The organism is Muricauda brasiliensis, from assembly GCF_003057865.1.
Lineage (GTDB): Bacteria > Bacteroidota > Bacteroidia > Flavobacteriales > Flavobacteriaceae > Flagellimonas > Flagellimonas chongwuensis.
This window is the reverse complement of sequence record NZ_QBTW01000013.1, coordinates 1-20,096: the sequence shown is the minus strand read 5'-3', so window position 1 is coordinate 20,096 and position 20,096 is coordinate 1. Positions and strand designations below refer to the sequence as shown.

Annotated in this window: 20 protein-coding genes; 9 read left to right on the top strand and 11 right to left on the bottom strand. The window is 39.6% G+C overall.

The window, feature by feature from the left end:
* The 3 genes from DCK90_RS09970 to epsC all read right to left on the bottom strand — a co-directional run bounded on the left by DCK90_RS09970 (nucleotide 1) and on the right by epsC (nucleotide 2,304).
* Nucleotides 1–483, bottom strand: coding sequence for a hypothetical protein (locus tag DCK90_RS09970; protein ID WP_108246065.1), 483 nt, complete (start codon nucleotides 481–483; stop codon nucleotides 1–3).
* 152 nt (nucleotides 484–635) lie between these two features.
* Nucleotides 636–1,520, bottom strand: a complete 885-nt coding sequence (gene cysM, locus DCK90_RS09965) for a cysteine synthase CysM (RefSeq protein ID WP_108246064.1) — start codon at nucleotides 1,518–1,520, stop codon at nucleotides 636–638.
* Entirely contained in the window at nucleotides 1,513–2,304 is a 792-nt protein-coding gene (gene epsC, locus DCK90_RS09960) for a serine O-acetyltransferase EpsC (RefSeq protein WP_108246063.1), read from the bottom strand. Before epsC ends, cysM begins: the two co-directional genes overlap by 8 nt.
* 92 nt (nucleotides 2,305–2,396) lie before the next feature.
* On the opposite strand from epsC, the gene DCK90_RS09955 reads away from it, so the two are divergent.
* Nucleotides 2,397–3,080 (top strand): DUF2461 domain-containing protein, encoded by a 684-nt coding sequence (locus DCK90_RS09955; protein ID WP_108246062.1) that lies wholly within the window; start codon nucleotides 2,397–2,399, stop codon nucleotides 3,078–3,080.
* Here the strand turns inward: DCK90_RS09955 and DCK90_RS09950 are convergent.
* Nucleotides 3,066–3,482 (bottom strand): glyoxalase, encoded by a 417-nt coding sequence (locus tag DCK90_RS09950; RefSeq protein ID WP_108246061.1) that lies wholly within the window; start codon nucleotides 3,480–3,482, stop codon nucleotides 3,066–3,068. The genes DCK90_RS09955 and DCK90_RS09950 overlap by 15 nt on opposite strands.
* A gap of 151 nt (nucleotides 3,483–3,633) precedes the next feature.
* Here DCK90_RS09950 and DCK90_RS09945 point away from each other — a divergent pair, with 151 nt between their 5' ends.
* The 3 genes from DCK90_RS09945 (at nucleotide 3,634) to DCK90_RS09935 (ending at nucleotide 5,689) form a co-directional block, all read left to right on the top strand.
* Nucleotides 3,634–4,113 carry a hypothetical protein gene (locus DCK90_RS09945; RefSeq protein ID WP_108246060.1) on the top strand — a complete coding sequence of 160 codons (480 nt, stop codon included), beginning with the start codon at nucleotides 3,634–3,636 and terminating at the stop codon, nucleotides 4,111–4,113.
* Between the two features lie 86 nt (nucleotides 4,114–4,199).
* Nucleotides 4,200–5,099: a DUF72 domain-containing protein gene (locus DCK90_RS09940; protein WP_108246059.1), complete on the top strand. Its 900-nt coding sequence runs from the start codon at nucleotides 4,200–4,202 to the stop codon at nucleotides 5,097–5,099.
* 170 nt (nucleotides 5,100–5,269) lie between these two features.
* Nucleotides 5,270–5,689 (top strand): acyl-CoA thioesterase, encoded by a 420-nt coding sequence (locus DCK90_RS09935; protein WP_108246058.1) that lies wholly within the window; start codon nucleotides 5,270–5,272, stop codon nucleotides 5,687–5,689.
* Here DCK90_RS09935 and DCK90_RS09930 read toward each other — a convergent pair.
* Nucleotides 5,686–6,972, bottom strand: coding sequence for a dipeptidase (locus tag DCK90_RS09930; protein WP_108246057.1), 1,287 nt, complete (start codon nucleotides 6,970–6,972; stop codon nucleotides 5,686–5,688). The genes DCK90_RS09935 and DCK90_RS09930 overlap by 4 nt on opposite strands.
* Nucleotides 6,973–7,100: 128 nt before the next feature.
* Between DCK90_RS09930 and DCK90_RS09925 the strand changes: the two genes are divergently transcribed.
* The gene (locus DCK90_RS09925; RefSeq protein ID WP_108246056.1) at nucleotides 7,101–7,880 is read left to right on the top strand and encodes a hypothetical protein; all 780 of its coding nucleotides are present in this window, start codon (nucleotides 7,101–7,103) and stop codon (nucleotides 7,878–7,880) included.
* Nucleotides 7,881–7,892: 12 nt separating this feature from the next.
* On the top strand, nucleotides 7,893–8,246 hold the full coding sequence (locus DCK90_RS09920) for a hypothetical protein (RefSeq protein WP_108246055.1): 354 nt from the start codon (nucleotides 7,893–7,895) through the stop codon (nucleotides 8,244–8,246).
* Nucleotides 8,247–8,662: 416 nt separating this feature from the next.
* Here DCK90_RS09920 and DCK90_RS09915 read toward each other — a convergent pair whose 3' ends face one another.
* Nucleotides 8,663–9,526: a sigma-70 family RNA polymerase sigma factor gene (locus DCK90_RS09915; protein WP_108246140.1), complete on the bottom strand. Its 864-nt coding sequence runs from the start codon at nucleotides 9,524–9,526 to the stop codon at nucleotides 8,663–8,665.
* A gap of 241 nt (nucleotides 9,527–9,767) precedes the next feature.
* On the opposite strand from DCK90_RS09915, the gene DCK90_RS09910 reads away from it, so the two are divergent.
* Both DCK90_RS09910 and DCK90_RS09905 read left to right on the top strand, forming a co-directional pair.
* Complete coding sequence (locus DCK90_RS09910) at nucleotides 9,768–11,279, top strand: DEAD/DEAH box helicase (protein WP_108246054.1); 1,512 nt, start codon at nucleotides 9,768–9,770, stop codon at nucleotides 11,277–11,279.
* 62 nt (nucleotides 11,280–11,341) lie between these two features.
* Nucleotides 11,342–12,583 carry a glycosyltransferase gene (locus DCK90_RS09905; protein ID WP_108246053.1) on the top strand — a complete coding sequence of 414 codons (1,242 nt, stop codon included), beginning with the start codon at nucleotides 11,342–11,344 and terminating at the stop codon, nucleotides 12,581–12,583.
* Here the strand turns inward: DCK90_RS09905 and DCK90_RS09900 are convergent.
* From DCK90_RS09900 to DCK90_RS09880, 5 genes are all read right to left on the bottom strand, one after another.
* Nucleotides 12,580–13,620 (bottom strand): agmatine deiminase family protein, encoded by a 1,041-nt coding sequence (locus DCK90_RS09900; protein WP_108246052.1) that lies wholly within the window; start codon nucleotides 13,618–13,620, stop codon nucleotides 12,580–12,582. The two genes, DCK90_RS09905 and DCK90_RS09900, sit on opposite strands and share 4 nt — an antisense overlap.
* 1 nt (nucleotide 13,621) lies before the next feature.
* Entirely contained in the window at nucleotides 13,622–14,509 is an 888-nt protein-coding gene (locus DCK90_RS09895; RefSeq protein ID WP_108246051.1) for a carbon-nitrogen hydrolase, read from the bottom strand.
* 60 nt (nucleotides 14,510–14,569) lie between these two features.
* Nucleotides 14,570–16,324 carry a serine hydrolase gene (locus DCK90_RS09890; RefSeq protein ID WP_108246050.1) on the bottom strand — a complete coding sequence of 585 codons (1,755 nt, stop codon included), beginning with the start codon at nucleotides 16,322–16,324 and terminating at the stop codon, nucleotides 14,570–14,572.
* 269 nt (nucleotides 16,325–16,593) lie between these two features.
* Entirely contained in the window at nucleotides 16,594–17,178 is a 585-nt protein-coding gene (locus tag DCK90_RS09885) for a porin family protein (protein WP_108246049.1), read from the bottom strand.
* Nucleotides 17,179–17,307: 129 nt separating this feature from the next.
* Complete coding sequence (locus DCK90_RS09880; protein WP_108246139.1) at nucleotides 17,308–18,837, bottom strand: prolyl oligopeptidase family serine peptidase; 1,530 nt, start codon at nucleotides 18,835–18,837, stop codon at nucleotides 17,308–17,310.
* Nucleotides 18,838–19,029: 192 nt separating this feature from the next.
* On the opposite strand from DCK90_RS09880, the gene DCK90_RS09875 reads away from it, so the two are divergent.
* Nucleotides 19,030–19,872 (top strand): 1,4-dihydroxy-2-naphthoyl-CoA synthase, encoded by an 843-nt coding sequence (locus tag DCK90_RS09875; protein ID WP_108246048.1) that lies wholly within the window; start codon nucleotides 19,030–19,032, stop codon nucleotides 19,870–19,872.
* The last annotated feature ends 224 nt before the right edge of the window (nucleotides 19,873–20,096 follow it).

Below are 20,096 nucleotides of genomic sequence, written 5' to 3'. Positions count from 1 at the left end.
CTATTGCCAAATATTTAGGTTGTCGTTATAATTTTCAAAATTATAAATACCAACATATCGCTTTCTCAACCAGAAAGTATAAAGCGTTAGAATAGGTAAAATACTGTAGAGTACCACGGAAAGAGTAGCCATTGGTTTAAAAGTAACAGGGATTACGTGCTCTCCATAGGTTTCTATGGAATTTAAAATTGTAATACTGTCATAAATCTTGAAGACATACACTATCATAATGGCGTAAAGTATGTACTCGATATTGCGCATCTTAGGATCCGGCAACTCATCTTCGGTAATTTTAAACCAAACCACATATAGATAGATAAAATGTACAGAGGTCAGTAAGGGAAATATGTAATTGTCCGGTTTTGTAAAGTAGAATTGATTGGTGTAAACCCCATAAAAATTAAGTAAAACCAATGATAGCAAAACCACTACACTGGCAAGAACGTTTCTTTTCCAAGTGATTATTTTTGACAGTGCATCCATACTATCTTGATATTTAAGGACTTTGACAACATAAAGAACGAAGATTCAAAACTCCTATTTCAAAGAAATCGACAATCGGCAAATAATGTTGGACAATCCGAAAAATCCGACGTAAAAACCTGAAAAATAGATGCTAAAAAGTACTTTCTTACCTAATCAAAAAGATCTGAAGACAAATAGCGGTCACCACGATCGCAAACTATAGATACAATTGTACCGGTTTCCAAGGTTTCGGCCAAGCGAAGTGCAACGGTTGCGGCTCCACCACTGCTCATTCCAGAAAAAATACCTTCTTCTTTGGCAAGGCGTTTTGCCATTTCGGTGGCTTCCTGTTCGCTGACCTCCATTACTGTATCTACCTTTTCTGGATTGAATATTTTTGGAAGATATTCCTTAGGCCATTTTCGGATACCCGGGATTTTGGAATCGTCGGTAGGTTGCACACCAACAATCTGGACATTTGGATTTTGTTCTTTTAAATATGTGGAAGTTCCCATTATGGTGCCCGTAGTACCCATACTGGATACAAAATGGGTGATTTCCCCATTGGTATCCCTCCAAATCTCAGGGCCTGTGGTTTTATAGTGCGCTTTCCAATTGTCGTCGTTGGAAAACTGGTTCAACATTTGGAATCCTTCTTCCTTGACCTTGGCCTCGGCATAATCCCTAGCACCTTCAATCCCAACATCGGCAGGGGTCAAAGTCACTTTTGCTCCATAGGCCCGCATGGTCTGCACCCGTTCTTTGGTAGAATTTTCGGGCATTACCAATTCAATATCCAACCCAAAAAGACCAGCAATCATGGCCAAGCCAATACCGGTGTTGCCACTGGTGGCCTCTATCAATTTGGTTTCCTTTGTAAAATCGCCGCGTTCAAGCCCGCTCTTTATCATATTGTAAGCTGGGCGATCCTTTACGCTTCCTCCGGGATTGTTCCCTTCAAGCTTAAACAAGATTTTTACATTTGGATTGGTATTCAACACTTTGGATTCCACCATTGGGGTGTTTCCGATAAGATCTAGTATGCTGTTAGACATTTGGGGTTGTCTTTATTTTAATTTCTGGTTTGTGATAAACGGTTGAGTTAGGGGGGACGGAGGCTGTTATCCAAGCATTACCCCCAATGACGGAGTTAGCGCCAACAATGGTATCTCCGCCTAAAATAGTGGCATTTGCGTAGATGGTCACGTTGTTCTCTATGGTGGGATGACGTTTGGTTTTCTCCAAGTTTTTTGCCACATATAGCGCACCTAAGGTAACGCCTTGATAAATCTTCACGTTATCATGGATTATAGCGGTTTCTCCGATTACAACTCCCGTTGCGTGGTCGATAAAGAAAGACTTTCCGATTTTAGCTCCGGGGTTAATATCTACACCGGTCTGTCTATGCGCATATTCGGTCATCATTCTAGGAATCAATGGTACCCCTTCTTCATAAAGTTCATGTGCCAATCTATAAATGGCGATGGCATAAAAACCGGGGTAGGCCATATAAATTTCCTGAAGGGAAAGAGAGGCAGGGTCACAATTTAATATGGCCTCTGCGTCTAAATTTAGATTTTCCAGAATCTGTGGCAGATGGCTCACATAATTACCCCAAAGTTCTTCATTGGGCTTCTCCAAATCCCAACATGCCATATCCATCAGCTGATTGAATTTATTCTCCAATAGCTCCAAGTTTACGGCAACTGGGGTGTTAGCATCAAATAGGGTATAAAAAAGTGTGTCTGTGAAATCCTCTGTCTCCTGCTTTAATCTATAATCCAGGTAAGGCAGTTTTTTGTGCCTATTGAGTTCGGCGATGATTTTATCCTTGTCCATACTGCTCTGTATTGTCTTAAAATTAGACAAATCCTTACCATGCGAAGGTATAAAAGGCTAACTTTAGTTTAAAAATAACATATTATCGACATATGGCGTCTAATATTACAATATCCAAAGGAGTTTTTGATTTTCTGAAAGAGCTAAAAAGGAACAACAACCGGGATTGGTTTGAAGCACATAAAACTGATTTCAAAAAACATCAGTCCGAGGTAAAGTCATTTCTAGAAGCTGTAAAGACAAACTTAAACCACCATGATGATATTGAAAAAATGAAGCTGTTCCGGATTTACAGAGATGTACGGTTTTCTAAAGACAAAACACCCTACAAAAGTCATTTTGCAGGGTCTTTTTCCCGACTGGGGACACACTTACGGGGCGGTTATTATATTCACTTAAAACCAGGCGAGTCCTTATTGGCTACAGGATTCTGGGACCCGAACAAGGAAGACCTGTTTCGTATTCGAAAAGAACTGGAAATGGATGCGGACGAGTTCCGTAAAGTCATCAATCAAAAAGAATTGAAAGAAACTTGGGGTGAATTGCGTGGTGATGAATTAAAAACGGCACCCAAAGGTTTTGACAAGGAACACCCAGATATTGACTTGATTCGAAAAAAACAGTTTGTATTTGTTCGGAATCTTACAGATAAAGAAGTGCTGTCCCCTTCTTTTTTGGATGAAGTGGACAAATCCTTTAAGTCCATTCGCCCTTATTTTAATTTGATGAGCGAAATCCTCACCACCAACTTGAATGGAGAATCAATTTTGGAATAGGGCCTCTTCTTCCTCTAAAAGTTGAATTTGATCTTTTAAGCGTTCCACCACCATGTTCATCATGCGTTTATTGAGTGCTGAAGAGTTGGTGATATAGTCGCGGTACTCTTCTACGGTGAATTGACCGATGACCATTCCTTTTAAAGAGTTTCTGAATTTGATGTCCTTTTGAATGGCCCTTTCTATATACTCCATCTTTTTCTCCAGAGAAAGTTCGTAAAAAGCCCCCTTGTGCTTGTTCGCATAGTTCTTGAAAGCCTCTACTAATAAATCATTTTGGAGTTTGATTACAGGACGTAAGGTTTTGTTTTGAAAATGCTCATCAAAACCCATTTGGCTGTTAAAATGTGATGATTTAATGGTGGGACGAATGTCCAATCGACGGTCGGATGCTGAATCCATGGCTGTGATTTTTAATAAAATTACAGAATGATTAATCGTGGACTTTTGATTTTGAGAATAGTTGTCAACTAGGTTATGAACAACAGAACGATGTATAAGCTTTCTTTTAATGTTATATTTTCTTACATTGATAAAAATTAAAAACTAAAACATGAAAAAAGTTATTTTATTCTCAGCATTGTTCGTTTTATTTTCTTGTTCTCAGGAAAACCTCCAAACTGATTCAGAAATCCACGCAGTATCAGCTCAATTACCTGTCAGGGAATGCGACGGATACGATATTTTCCCAAATGAACAATATGATTGTGGTTGGAAAAGAGGGTATACGGATTGGGTATACCATTATAACTATGTTGCTGCTGACTATGATTACCCCCAGTGTTACAAAATTCGTGTAATTGAAAATGATGCTCACAATCCAAAAACGGTGAGTATTTTATGGACTACAACCGCACAAGCTCACAGTCTAATCCAACTAACTCAAAATACTTTTCAGGACTATTATGATGATTTGGCTGCATTATCAGCTAATCAACCTAACAATGATTATGTTCAAGGTCAATTTGCAGGCTATGCGGCAGGAAAAGGACAATTACCGTATGCGCCTAATGATGAAGATACATGTAACTAAGCTTAAATTTACAATCTTATTCTTTAATTTGGTCAAGGATATTATTTTCCTTGGCCTTTTTTATTTTTACAGAAATAAGCTGAGATATGAAATTCGGAAAAGTAGACCACCCAGAAAACATAGATTTCACCATACCACCCGACCACCCAGATACCCCGGTAGTTTTATCAAACTCTAAAACAGGGACAGAAACCAAAGTGTATGTGGGCTGCGCCAAATGGAACCGGCAAGATTTGAAGAATTTCTATCCAAGGGGTACAAAGGACGAATTGGAATACTACTCCTCCCAATTCAACTGTATTGAGCTCAATGCTACATTTTATCGCATCTTCCCAGCAGAACAATATGAAAAGTGGCGGGACAAAACCCCTGATGGCTTTAAGTTTTTCCCGAAAATGACCAACGAGGTGAGCCACCTTCGCCGCATGAACGACAAAGTTTATGAAATCGCCGATAGATATTTGGAGGTAACTTCTTTGCTCGGAGAAAAACTTGGAACCATATTTTTACAAATGCACAACAATTTCGGACCGAAAAACTGGGATAGGGTAGTGCGCTTTGTGGAATATTGGCCCAAAGAGTTTCCGTTGGCCATGGAGTTTAGGCATACGGATTGGTTCAATGATGACAAGGTGGCGCAAGAGCTTTATCACTTACTGGAAGAGAACAATATCTCCAACGTTTTGGTAGATACCGCCGGAAGGAGGGACCTTATGCATATGCGGTTGACCACAAATGAAGCTTTTATTAGATATGTAGGCGCAAACCATAAATCAGATTATCCCCGTTTGGATGATTGGATAGAACGTTTAAATTCTTGGAAAGCCATGGGATTGGAGAACATTCACTTTTTTGTGCATCAAAACCTTGAACTCGAATCTCCTTTGCTATCCGCTTATTTTATTGAGCAGTTAAATGCTAAAATGAATTGTAATTTGCATATACCCAAGACTACTTTGCCTACCCAAAAAGGTTTGTTCGATTAAAATGGCACAAATTGATCAAGTTTAAAATCTATGGCATTTAAAATTGTTTACTCAATATTTGCCCTCTACGAAATATTTTAAATTCGTAATTCGCATAAATTAAAGGTTTTATCAAGAAAATCTTCAAAGGATTCCGCTAACTTTGTACTTGAATTATAAAAGTTTCAACTATGCGATTTCATTCACGAAAATGGGTAAAACCCGAAGATTTGAATGCCAATGGAACTCTTTTTGGAGGCAAGGTCCTAGCTTGGATAGACGAGGAGGCTGCATTGTACAGCATTATACAGCTTGAAAACAAAAAAATCGTAACCAAATATATGTCAGAAATCAATTTTATGAGCACCGCCCACGAGGGGGACATCATAGAAATTGGCATCGAAGTGATAAAATTCGGGGTCACCTCAATTTCGCTCAACTGTGAAGTTAGAAATAAGATGACCCACGAAAGTATTGTTACCGTAGACAATATTATTATGGTAAACTTAGACGAGAACGGTAATCCAAAGGCCCACGGTAAAACAAAAATAGAATACGTTAAGGACCGACTTGCCAAAAAAGAAAAAGAAGAGCAAAAAACAACTTCTTAGTTCATTGTTTTGGCGACCGCTTGAACTTCATCCAATACCCTTAATAGATTTTCGCCCCATAATTTGGCGATTTCTTCTTCGGTATAGCCTCTTTTTACGAGTTCCAAGGTTACGTTGAAGGTTTCGGATGCATCCGACCATCCTTCAATTCCACCACCACCATCAAAGTCGGAGCTGATGCCCACGTGGTCAATACCTATCAACTTTACCATGTAGTCGATATGGTCCACAAAATCGGATACGTTTACCGCAGGTGGCACGTTGGGGTCGGTTTCAGACAATTCTTCGCCGATATTTCTGATTTTACCGTAGTTGGCAAAGAACTCTTCGCGCTGTTCATCGGTCAAAGAACCAAATTGTGAGCGCTCGTACCAGTTAACTTCCAATGAATCGGCTACTTTTTTGTAGACCTCCGTCATGTAGGCAGAACGTGCTTCATGTTTCTCGGTATTCAAGTAAGAACTAAAAGCCACGGTTTGCACAACACCTCCGTTTTCCTTCATCAACATCAATTGCTCATCGTCAAGATTACGGCTATGACCGCAAAGTGCTCTGGCCGAAGAGTGTGATGCAATTATAGGAGCTTTGGTAAGCTCGATCATTTGTTTCATCGCTTCTTTTGACGGATGCGAAACATCGATCATCATTCCAACACGGTTCATTTCTGTTACCGCTTTTTTTCCAAGCTCACTCAAACCATTATGTAGCCAAACACTGTCTTGTTCCCCCGTATTGGAGTCGCTCAATTGGCTATGACCATTATGCGCCAAAGACATGTAACGGGCACCACGTTGTTGGTATTCTTCGATTTTGGAAAGGTCTTCGCCAATTGGATAGGCATTTTCTACACCAATCATGGCCACTTTTTTGCCTGCGGCCACAATTCTTCTCACATCATCGGAGGTTAGAGCCAACTCGATCTCATCAGGAGCAATTTGCTCACAGAGCTTGTGGATAGCCTCGAATTTGGAAATTGCATTCTCAGAGGCTTTGGCATAACCCTCGGTTGTTAAGGTGTCTTGACCTGTGTATACTATTAACCAAGCCACATCGAGACCACCCTCTTTCATTTTGGGTATGTTTACTTGGGTATCCAAATTCTGGGTGTAGTTGATACTGTCCGTAAAATTCTGAACATTGATATCGTCATGAGTATCGATGGTAATCACGGAGTCGTGAATTCGTTGCGCTTTCTCTTCCAAGGTTTCTTCGGTCTTTTCTTGTTTTTTCTCCCCGCAGGAAATCAATAAGGTAATACTAAGCAATAGATAAAAATATTTCATGGTTGGTTTTTTTACACATACAAATAACGCAATTTGACAACAATATCCGAATGCTACGGAACAATAAATTGTAATCCCTCAGTTTAATCAACATTTTTAATGTGATTAATAACCATTAACGCAAAAAATTGGGAACACGCGAATTGTTAACGTATCTGGAAAAGCTTGAAATAGGTTTGAGTTCTTTTTCTTATGAAGAATTGGGAGTAGTTGAGGCTGGGGAACTTAAAAAGACTTTTGAAATGTTCAAGTTTGGACTTGAAAGCAAAGTTTTTGGGATTTCCGAAATGAAGCAACTCGAAGACCTTTACAAAAACGTAGGCATCCAAGGTTCTGATAGCAAATCGTTTACTGCCCCGAATGACAACGAAATTTTGATGCTTATAAAATCCTTGGAGGAAACAAATCTTTCTGAACCACAAAAAAGTATTGTGGAAGAGATTAAGAAAAGGATACAGAACATACAAGAGAAGCCTCAAGATCAGAATAAAAATACAGAACGTATGTCAACCGATTTTGAATTTATAGAGAAGAGCCTTCAAGCTGGTTTTTCTTCCCAAAAAATTGATCTCCAACCCGTTTTGGAGGATTGCATGGGGCAAATTGAACTGTTGGAAGAGTTGGTGCGCATGTTCAAACAAAACATTTTTGAGTTTGTTGGAAGTGCCAAAGTCAATCTAATGAACGAAAATTATACTGAGCTTGAGCTTTCCTGCCAAAAAATAATGCCTTCATTGCGTATGATGAAGACATCAGGGCTTTTGGAAGTAACCCAACAAATTTCAAGGTTGTGCAAAACGGATAGGGATAAAAAACACCTTTACTTTTTGTACGATCAATTTCTTCAAGAATATCCACGCATTCAAGAGCAAATAGATTTTGAAATGGAGATATTCCGTACAATCTAACACAAAATCAAGATGGAAAACAACCAACTGCCCGAATACCTTCAAAGTATATTTTATCCTTTGTTCCAACATACGGAAGACTTGGAGTGCCAATTAATGTTATTGGATGAAATGTTGAAGGTAGGGGATAGGAAAGAGATACCTTTCCTTTCTGAATTGGAATTCCATCATAATCCAAAAATAAGTAACAAGGCTTTTGCCATTAAAAACGAACTGCAGTCAAAATTGGGTGTGTTGTCCGATGCAGAGCGAAGAAGATTGCCCATGAATCTTTGCTTTATTTATGACGAGTTCAATATTAGGCCGAGCAAAATAGACAACGAACTTGATTTTGAAGTTGAACTTGATATTTTAAATATGAAATAAAAACGTTTCACTTCATAATTTGATATGTTCACCACAATTTGTGAAAGCAACATAATGTTATATGTGAAACTGCGTTATACCTAAAAACCCCCGAACCAAAACCAAAGATTACCATGTTATACGATACCTACGGAGAAGAGTACTTAGCCTTTTTACAAGAACTCAACGAAATTTTGACAGTAAACGAACTTGCCGAACTTGATTACCTATAGTTAGCCAACAACCCAACACTTATTACCATGAAAAACCCAAACAAAGAAAACGCCGCTTACTTGAATTTTATTCAAGATTTGAAAGACATGCTCACTGACTTTGATATTAGTCTTTTGAGCAAGCAATGATGTTTATGTGTATATCATGGAAAAGGGGATGTTGTAAAAAAACATCCCCTTTTCTATTTTATTAACTGTCTTGGCTTATCCAAGATAGGATTTCAAGATTTTACTTTTTGATGTATGTCTTAATTTTCGAATGGCCTTCTCCCGAATCTGACGCACACGTTCCCTTGTCAAATCAAATGTGCTTCCTATTTCTTCCAAAGTCATGGACGGTTGGTCCCCTATACCATAGTACAACCGTACCACATCGGCCTCTCTTGGCGATAAGGTGTCCAAAGCTCTGTTTATCTCCGTGTTCAGAGACTGGTGCATCAGCCCTTTGTCTGGTTTTGGAGAATCCCCGGCATTTAGAACATCGTATAGATTGGAAGTTTCACCTTCCTTTAATGGCGCATCCATGGATACGTGTCGACCTGTATTTTTCAATGATTGCTTCACTTCGGAAACCGTCATGTCCAATTCTTTGGCAATCTCTTCTGGGGATGGTGGACGTTCATGTGCCTGCTCCAGATATGAAAATGTCTTTTTTATTTTATTTATGGATCCAATTTTGTTCAATGGCAAACGTACCACACGGGACTGCTCCGCCAAAGCTTGCAGAATGGACTGGCGAATCCACCAAACAGCATAGGAAATAAATTTAAACCCACGGGTTTCATCAAAACGTTTGGCTGCTTTTACCAATCCAACATTTCCTTCATTGATCAAATCTGGGAGCTTCAACCCTTGATTCTGGTACTGTTTTGCAACGGATACCACAAACCTTAAGTTTGCATTGGTTAATTTTTCCAAAGCAGCTTGGTCTCCGGTCCTGATCTTCTGTGCTAGCTCAACTTCTTCCTGCGCGGTGATCAAATCGATTTTGCTGATATCCTGCAAGTATTTGTCAAGTGATTTGGATTCACGGTTCGTGACCTGTTTGATGATTTTTAGCTGCCTCATTCTTGTATCTGGTTTACTAGTGTTATAAACTATCATTATACATTATAATATGCATTTTTCCAAGTCCAAAATGTTATTGTTATCAAAATGTTATGAGCAAATAAGCGATTCGCAAAAAAAGACGTGATATTTTAATTGTTAATACAATTTTGATAGAAAAGCCAAGAAGGATTGGTCTCAAGCGCAAAAAACCCCTAATTTTGTAGGGTTTTTTATTTAACAATCCATAACGCATTTCCCTTTGGAGGTAAACAAAAAAGTCAAGAAGAAAACATTATACGGTTATCAGGAAGAAGACCTGAACAAAATCTTCACCCAACTGGACGAGCTTCCGGAGGGTACCAACATTTTGTACCAACTACCAACAGGAGGCGGAAAGACAGTGGTGTTTTCTGAAATCACCCGCAGGTTTATCGAGCAGACCGGAAAAAAAGTAATGGTACTCACACACCGAATAGAGCTTAGTAAACAAACTTCCAAAATGCTCAAGGGATTTGGAGTAGCCAACAAAGTCATCAACAGTGAAGTTAAAGAGCTTTATGATCAGGACGATTACATGTGCTTTGTTGCCATGGTGGAAACCCTGAACAACCGTTTACAGGAAGAAAAAGTCAAAATCAACAATATTGGCTTGGTCATTATCGATGAAGCTCACTACAATTCCTTTAGGAAACTCTTTAAATATTTTGACAAGGCCACCATTTTGGGAGTAACGGCCACACCATTGAGTTCCAACATTAAACTCCCCATGAAGGACAATTACAAGCATTTGATCATTGGGGAGTCCATACAATCGTTGATCGATAAAAATTTCTTGGCCAAGGCCAATCTATACAATTACGATGTTAGCCTACGTACCCTAAAACTGGGCATTAATGGGGACTATACCGTAAAATCTTCCGATGAATTTTACAGTGCCCACAGTATGCTCGGTAAACTGCTCACAGCATACGAGGAGATTGCCAAGGGCACAAAAACGTTGATTTTCAACAACGGTATCAACACGTCCCTGTACGTTTATGAGACCTTTAAAAAAGCAGGCTATAACGTTAGGCACTTGGACAATAAAAACACGGCCACGGAGCGAAAAGAGATTCTGGAGTGGTTCGCGGAAACCCCCGATGCCATATTGACCTCAGTTAGTATTCTCACCACAGGTTTTGATGAACCTACGGTTGAGAGCATTATTTTGAACAGGGCCACAAGATCACTCACCTTGTATTTCCAAATGATCGGTAGAGGCTCTAGGGTTCTTCCAAACAAAAATGAGTTCAACGTAATCGATATGGGTAACAATATTGCGCGTTTTGGCCCATGGGATGCGCCGATCGATTGGCAGGAAATATTCCATTTTCCGGACTTTTATTTGGAGAACATTAAAAATGATGAGGAAATCGAGCGTGATTTTGTTTATGAGATGCCAGATGAGCTTCGTGCTAAATTCAGTAACTCGAACAACATCACCTTTGATGTAAAAGAAGAATATAAAAAGATTTTCGCGCAGGGCAAAAAATCAAAATTGGTCCTTGAAAAAAGTATTGAGCAGCACGCCCAAATATGCGTGGAAAACAGTGAGGATGTATTCGATGCCCGAATTTTGGCCAAAGAGCTCAAAGATGAAATCCAGTATCGTGTTAAGCAGTATTCGTACTGCATCATGAACAACACAAAAAACTACAAAGAGTGGCTGGAGGAGGATTATGAACGTAAACTGCGCTCGAGTATTTCCAAAATGTTTGCGGCCAAAATGTAAATCTGGATTATTGGATTCTGACGTAGTACTTTTACCATTTACCCATGTACATGTAATTTAGTATGTTAAAAAAACTCCTTGTCATTGGGTCTGTATGGCCAGAGCCGACCACTACTGCTGCCGGCTGTCGTATGCAACAATTATTGGGAGCATTTTTAAAATTTGGTTACAACATCACCTTTGCTAGTACGGCAAGCAGAACGGAGTATAGTCTGGATTTAGAAAAAATTGGAGTCGCCGAAGTCGCCATACAACTCAACGATTCGAGTTTTGATGATTTTATTAAAAAACTTTTGCCCAACATTGTCATTTTTGACCGATTTATGGTCGAAGAGCAATTTGGATGGCGCGTCGCTGAATTTGCCCCAAAAGCGTTACGCATCCTCAATACAGAAGATTTACATGCTTTACGAAAGGCTAGGGAAGAAGCTCAAAAAAAACAAAGTCCCTTTGTAATCGATGATTGGAAAAACCATCCAATGACCTTACGGGAAATAGCCAGTACCTATCGTTGTGACCTTAGTCTAATAATTTCCACTTACGAAATGGAGATTTTACAAAAAGAACTACATATTCCATCGGAGTTGCTCATGCATTTACCTTTCATGATCGATGCTTCGGCCATATCCAGGAAAAAGTTTACCTCTTTTGAAGATAGACAAGGCTTCGTAAGCATTGGCAATGGTAAGCATAGCCCGAATATTGATGCTGTTAAAGTTCTAAAACAAGAGATATGGCCTAGCATAAGAAAAGAATTAACTGACGCTGAAATTCACATTTATGGCGCATACTTACCGCAACAAGTAAGTCAAATGCACCATCCTAAATCAGGTTTTTATGTGAAAGGATGGACCGAAAATGTGGATGTCGTACTCAATAAGGCAAAAGTACTGTTGGCACCCTTACAGTTTGGAGCTGGTATAAAGGGGAAACTAATGGATGCCATGCGAACTGGAACGCCCAGCGTAACTACCACGGTAGGTGCGGAAGGTATGCACAAAGATCTTCCTTGGAACGGCTCGATCACAAATAATTGGAAAGATTTTGCCCAAATCTCCGTAAAACTTCATCAAAGCAAAGACTTATGGGAAACAGCTCAAGAGCAGGGGCTCGAACTTCTTCAAACTATGTATGATGGAGCATTTTTACAAGACCGACTGGTGGAGCGAGTGAACCACATACGCAGCGTATTGGAAACTCACCGTAAACAAAATTTTATTGGAAAGTTGTTACAATACCAAACCATGATGAGCACTAAGTACATGGCCAAATGGATTGAGGAAAAGAATAAAGGTTGTACCTAAACTGGTATTTGCTGACTTAGACAGTGTAAAGTTCCGAATCCCCATATTAAATCAATGGCATTTATTGGGATTACTTCTCTATCCTTGAATACCTCTGACAAGATATTCAAAGCTTCACGATCACGACTATCATTAAAGGTTGGCACCAAAACAGCTTTGTTCAAAATCAAGAAATTTGCATAGCTGGCTGGTAATTCCAAACCATCGAATTCCAAGCGATGGGGCATTGGCAGCTCGATAATCTTTGGTGATTTCCCATTTTCCAACTTCGCCTGCTTCAAACGCTTCAAATTTTCTTGTAGCGTAACATAATTGGATGTTTTGGGGTCATTTTCAACCACGGTGACAATAGTTTCTTCATTTACAAATCGAGCTAAATCATCAACGTGTCCGTGTGTATCATCACCTTTGATACCGTCTTTCAACCATATGGTATGGGTAACTCCAAAATACTCCTTAAAAATAGCCTCATAATCTTCTTTGATAAAACCTTTGTTTCTTACCTGAACATTAGGGTCCAAAAGGCATTCTTCTGTAGTGATCAAGGTGCCCTTACCGTTCACATCGATGGCTCCGCCTTCCAAAACAATGGGTTTTCCTTTATACACTGCGTGTTCAACAGGAATATTTAAAAAATCCGAGACCTTTTTGGGCACGTGTTTATCCAGTTTGTAATTGGTATATTTTGCCCAACCATTAAAGTTAAAGTTGATTGCTTTCCGTTTCTTTCCATTTTTGACGATGATAGGGCCCGAATCCCTCATCCAACTCCGGTTGGTCTTGTGCACGATAAAGGAAACTTTCTCCATGTTAACGTGCGCCGTGCCCAGCAAACCATGTACTTTAACCTGAAGCTTTTCTGATGAAACCACAAGAATCACCTTTTCAAATTGCGAAACTTTTTTGATGAATTCCACAAAGGCCCATTGAATGGCTCCGTATTTACCTGGCCAATCGTTACCATTATGTGGGAAACAAAGCAAAATGCCCTCTTGCTTTTCCCATTCTGCGGGGAATACCCAATTTTCCTTCTTCATATTAGTCGATGGCACGTTTGGTAATGGAACCGTACATATCTATACGCCTGTCCCTGAGGAACGGCCAATTTTGCCTTACATTTTCCTGAAGATCTAAATCTACTTCGGCCATTAATATTTCTTCCTGATCATTGGATGCTTGCGCCAAGATCTCTCCTTGGGGGCCACAAATAAAGGAGGATCCCCAAAATTCGATACCATTAGTGTCCGGAAGATATTTTTCAAGCCCGATTCGGTTGGCGGCAGCCACATAGACCCCATTTGCAACGGCGTGTCCTTTCATTACATTCATCCAAGCACCGTGCTGCTTTTCACCAAATTCCTCTTTTTCCTGGGGATGCCAGCCAATGGCAGTAGGGTAGAAGAGTACTTCCGCTCCTTGCAAAGCCGTTAATCTTGCAGCTTCCGGATACCACTGGTCCCAACAAATCAAGGTACCTATATTTCCTTTTTTGGTCGGAATGTTCTTGAACCCGAGATCTCCTGGGGTGAAATAGAATTTTTCATAGAAATGTGGATCGTCCGGAATGTGCATTTTGCGATATAGTCCGGCCTCTGTTCCGTCCGTATCGATTATGTAGGCACTGTTATGGTACACTCCGGCCATTCGTTTTTCAAAAAACGGAACTATTATGACCACACCGAGTTCTTTTGCCAACGCACTGAACGCCTTGAAAGAAGTGCCATAAAGTGGTTCCGCTAACGCAAAGTTCTCCGTGTCCTCGCTCTGGCAAAAATAATGGCTACTGTACAGTTCGGGCAGTAAAATGACCTCGGCCCCTTTACTTGCTGCCTTTTTTACCCATTCGGTACATTTGACCAAATTGTTTTCGGGTGTGTTGTCCAGGTTTAATTGTATTACCGATATGATGTACTTTTTCTTTGCCATACTCTTCTGAAAAATTCTATTATGTTCTAGTAAAGATACTTGTAATGTTATAAAAGTGGGTCATTTTTTATCGTACGGAATATAATTTTCCCACTCCCAGGGTGTGTAAGTATCCATCATTATCACCTCCAACAATTCCTTGAAAATACTGTTGCCGTTCTCGAAATTAGTCATGATCATAATACCTTTTCCGGTCTCAGGGAACAAAACGGAATGATGTACAAATCCGCTTCCATGTCCTTCCTTAAAAACCGCTTTTCCGTATGGTGTTTCAAAATAACCCCAGCCAAGACCATACCCAAGATTGATGTCATCATATTTATCCGTGATTTTGCCTTCACCTTCATAAAACTGTTTTTCGGTCTTAATTCTGATATGTGGGGAGAAAATTTCTTCGTAGGATTCCTTACTGATCAATTCTTGGTTGAGCACAGCGGTGAGAAATTTGGTGTAATCTTTGGCAGTCGTCTCCAGAGTACCTCCGCCCCGGGGCTCATTGTCCTTATCCTTTTTAAGTGCTTTCGCATCTTCATCGTGGCCCAATGCAAAATCCTTGTCAAATCTGGTTTTCCACTCGTAGGCGGAATTTTTCATGTCCAGAGGCTCAAATATGTATTCTTGGGCCAACTGTTCCAGACCTTTGCCCGTTAACTTTTCCAAAACCACTTGTAGATAAATGAAACCCTCGCCACTATATCCGAATTTGGTGCCGGGTTCCCAATGGGTGCGGAGTTTATAATCCTCTTCAAACCATCGATAATTTTTAAACCCGGTGGTGTGGGTCAGGCACATTCTAGCAGTTATTTTGGTGTAGAGCGAGTCCTCCTTAAGACTTGAAAAATCGTCGTGCCAACTTGTTTGGGGTTCGTATTCATATATTTTTTGTGGCAAGTAAGATTCAAGCGGTGTATCCAGGTCAATAACACCTTGCTCAACCAATTTCATCACCAAAACACCAAATACCGCTTTGCTAAAGGATGCCCCATAAATGTTGGTGGAATCGGTAAATGGTATACGGTTTGGATAATCTTTATAACCAAATACTTTTTTATAGACAGGTTGGTTATCGTTAAAAATTGATATGGCAGTACCATATATTTTGGCATCATCCATCAATTGGTGGATTTTGGCAGTTACAGAGTCCTTGGTTATCACATAACCGTCCAAACGCTCGATGGTTTCTAGTTTTTGAGCAGTACAACTGCCCATTAGCGCCATGCCCATCAAAGCCATCAAAACAAATGTTCTGCTTTTCTTCAATCTGATAAATGGAATGGAGAACGGATAGTAACATTTATTTTTTTGTACTACATACACGATGTTGAACAGCATTATTCCAATACAAATCGGTACCACTGAAATGAAAATGAAAAAGCCCCACTTTTCAATAGTCAGTAAGCTTATAAAAGACAAAATCGCAAGTATCAATACGGTAATCTGAAAATTAATGACCTTGATGCCATGTTCGTTGTACACAGGATTATCTTCCCGCTTGTGAATCCACAGAAAAAGTGGAATCAACACATTTAATAGTGGTAAGATCAACCCGGCCAAGGGTGTTGCATGCATCAAGAGCAACCATTTCTTTTTTACGGTTTCTTCTTTTGGATCATCCAAAGCAACAAGCTCATCCACTTCAATATCTAGCGCAATGGCCAAAAGTTTGATGGTATTTAGGTGGGGGGAGACCTCTTCCTTTTCTATTCGTTGGATGGTTCGTACGGTTACATTGGTTCTGTCTGCAAGTTCTTCTTGGGAATAACCTTTAATTTTTCTCTGATATTTTAATCGTTCCCCGATTGATGAATTGTTCATGATATATGATTTTTAGTTCGGGAACAAAGTTATCGTAGCATGCATGACAGCGCCACGACATTTAGATGTCACCTTAGTGTCATACCCTATAAAAACAGTACCTAATGAGCATTATTTTGAATCCAGTTGAACTTTGTGGATGAATTTAACCTGAAAGACTAAAATTACCCAACAAATAAATCATTAAAGCATTTTAAGCATAAAAAAACTCCATCTAAGTGAATAGATGGAGTTTCCCATTTTCTTTTTCAATTTTTTGTACAGTTCTTTTAGAACATAAATCCAAGGCCTGCGGACCAAACGGAGTTATGAACATCGACGTCCTCGATCATTTCGGAAAAACCGTAAGAATATCTTCCTTGGATAAAAAATCCAGATGGGAATTTATATTCTACACCGGCGGTTCCCTGAAAATCAAAGCTGTTGATGGAATCTGAGTCAAAATCTCCAGAATCCTCTCCTGGGTTAAAATCCAGTTCTTCGTTCACTTTAAAACCAAACTGTGGGCCACCGTGAATGTTAAGTCCATCTGCTATATAAAACTTTAAAAGCACAGGAACTTGTATGTAGTCTACCTGAAATTGCGCATCTGGTGTATCCGGTTCATCGGTAATATCAAAACCTTGTGCAGAGTAGAACACCTCTGGCTGCAACGATACATGGTCGGACAATGGCGCTTCGGCCAAAAGGCCTAAATAAAATGATGTTCTTGAATCCGGACTATCAAAATCATCACCTGCAACAGTGGCAAAATTGGCACCACCACGCACTCCTAGTTGTACATTGTTCGTATTCTGCGCAAAAGAGGTAAATCCTACAAACAGGACACCTAATAAAATTAAATTCTTTTTCATGATATAAATATTTTGGGGTTTCTAATCCATCACGAAAGTAGAATGGAAGTAATTTGGGGGTTGATGCATACCAAGAAAATATTGACGCTAAAAGTCAGACATCTGATTTTTAGAAGGAAAAACAGGCCTTTATTTTTTAAGTTGCTTTAATCGATCAATGGCATTGGGATTTTGAGGGTTCAATGCCAGAGACTCTTCAAAACTCTCTATGGCCTTTTTCTTCTCACCAATGAACAAATATCCTTCACCCAAGCTATCATAGAGGTTTGAAGAATCCGGATAAAGTTTTGTTGCCAATAAAAATACGTTTATTCCCTGCAATGATGTTTTTGGATTGAAAACAAGTTGTAATCCGAGTATGTTTAAACTACCCTCTGGAATTTCGAACGAAGGATACATCGCTACAATTGAATCATGTAGTTGTATTAAGTTTTCATAGTTTTGGTTTGAAGCCAACTGATTAAAATCCTGAAACGAGAATGTTTGCTTTGTTTGTTGTTTGATTTTCTGAGTTATCAGTTTTTCCCCCACCCCATTGTTTTCTGGCCTGTTTTCAATGAACCCCATTGCTTTTTTATTCTTATTCAAAGTAGCTTCTAAAAAATTCAAGGTGTAAATCGCAGCCCATTTGTACGATTCCATAATTTCAGAATCGCTTTTGTCCTGTCTTTCATCTCTATTTGCAAAAAGGACTCCCAATGTGCTGAAGTAGCTATGTGTCAGATTATGAAACCTCAACCGATACACTTTGCTGTTTGTTATGCTATCATATAATTGGAATACAGTATTTAGTTCGAAATCAATCTTATCTTCCTTTAAAACTGTTTCAGGAATTTCTTTCTGAGCCATATGAATGTACGGAACGTCTACTTTTTTAGAATCAAAAAATGGGGATTGCTCCAGTAATCCATATTGATATCTTTCTGTACCATCAAGGCTAACGATTGCTTTTATATTGTCGTTACGATTTTGCACTATGATATTTGATAGTCCCCCAAAGCTGAACCCCATTAGAGCAATCTTTTCGTAATCCACAAAAGAAAGTTTCCCTATTTCCTTGATCAAAAACTCCGCATCCCTAGCCTGTGTTTCAATTTCCTTGGCATTATTGCTGCTGAACCAGCGAGTTTCCGTTCCTCTACTTGGGCTTGATATGACCACAAAACCGTTACTTGCCAAATATTCACAAAGCATAAAATTTTCAATGGAAGACGCTTGAAAACTTGGCCTATAGATGACTACTGGGAATTCTCCATTTGCAAATTCCACATTTGCATAAGCAGTAGATTCTTCTATAAGATGTTTTTGATTAGCGGGGGTATTTTGATAATAAAACCAATTCAATATTTGATCATTGGGCAGATGTTCCCATTCTTCCTCTTCTTTTAAAATTTCAAGATAATCTAAGACCGTCAGCGGTTCAACATCATCCACATTCTGTTCAGTGGGATACCATATACTTACTGGAATCGGTCTTTCTATTTTTTTATTGGTGTAGTCATATATTCTACTGTAAGTTCTTGTGCTATCATAGGTCGTATAATATTGGAATCCCACTTTGAATTTTCCATTATTAAGGTCGATTTCTTTAAGAGAGGTTTGAGAAACTATTGAAGTGGTTTGAAGGAATATTAAAAATAGTAGAATTGTCAATCTCATGGTAAATAGGTTAGTAGTGATTTTCATAGGTAGTTGAAAAAAATAAAACTACCTACAAGGATTGGCATACATTAAACTGTTGTCAATCATTAATTTAATCAAATTATTCTTTTAGTGGTGTCGGCAGGAGTAATTCAAAACCACCATGATCTAGAATTTCCGTTATTTTGTGATTCAATAAAAACTACAACTATGGAATCACCCAACTGGCAGACCGCCATGGAATTCGAAGATATTACCTATAAAAAATGTAATGGCGTGGCACGTATCGCCTTTAACCGCCCCGATATACGCAATGCGTTCCGCCCCAAAACCACTAGCGAACTGTACAAAGCTTTTTACGATGCGCAAGAGGATACCTCCATTGGGGTAGTGCTGCTTTCTGGCGAAGGACCATCTTCTAAGGATGGCAAATGGGCCTTTTGCAGCGGGGGCGACCAAAAGGCACGTGGACATAAAGGCTACGTGGGTGACGATGGCTACCACCGTTTAAATATTTTAGAGGTACAGCGCTTGATTCGTTTTATGCCCAAAGTGGTCATTGCCGTAGTGCCCGGATGGGCCGTTGGGGGAGGGCACAGCCTACATGTGGTGTGCGATATGACCCTTGCCAGTAAGGAACATGCCATTTTTAAACAAACCGATGCCGACGTTACCAGTTTTGACGGCGGCTACGGCTCCGCATATCTCGCCAAAATGGTAGGGCAAAAAAAGGCCCGTGAGATTTTCTTTTTAGGAAGGAACTATTCCGCACAAGAAGCATATGAAATGGGGATGGTAAACGCTGTTATCCCTCATGATGAATTAGAGGATACTGCCTATCAATGGGCCCAGGAAGTCTTGGCCAAATCGCCCACATCCATAAAAATGCTAAAGTTTGCCATGAACCTTACAGACGATGGCATGGTCGGACAACAGGTGTTTGCTGGTGAAGCTACACGATTGGCCTACATGACGGACGAAGCAAAAGAGGGTAGAAACGCATTTTTGGAAAAGCGTAAACCGGATTTTGGCAAGGACAAGTGGATTCCGTAAATCAATTTACAGCTACCAATAAACAATTTACAATTACCCATTGTCATTTTTTGAAAGAGTGAAATGGGTTTAAGCATCTATATTTCTCGACTGTGCTCGAAATGACAAGTAATGCACAACTGTAGTTGTCACATCGAGCGCAGTTGAGATGCGTCTTGGATTGATTCAGGATAGCCCTAAATAGAAAAGAGCCCTGCCGTTATGGTCAAGACTCTTTTACGAGA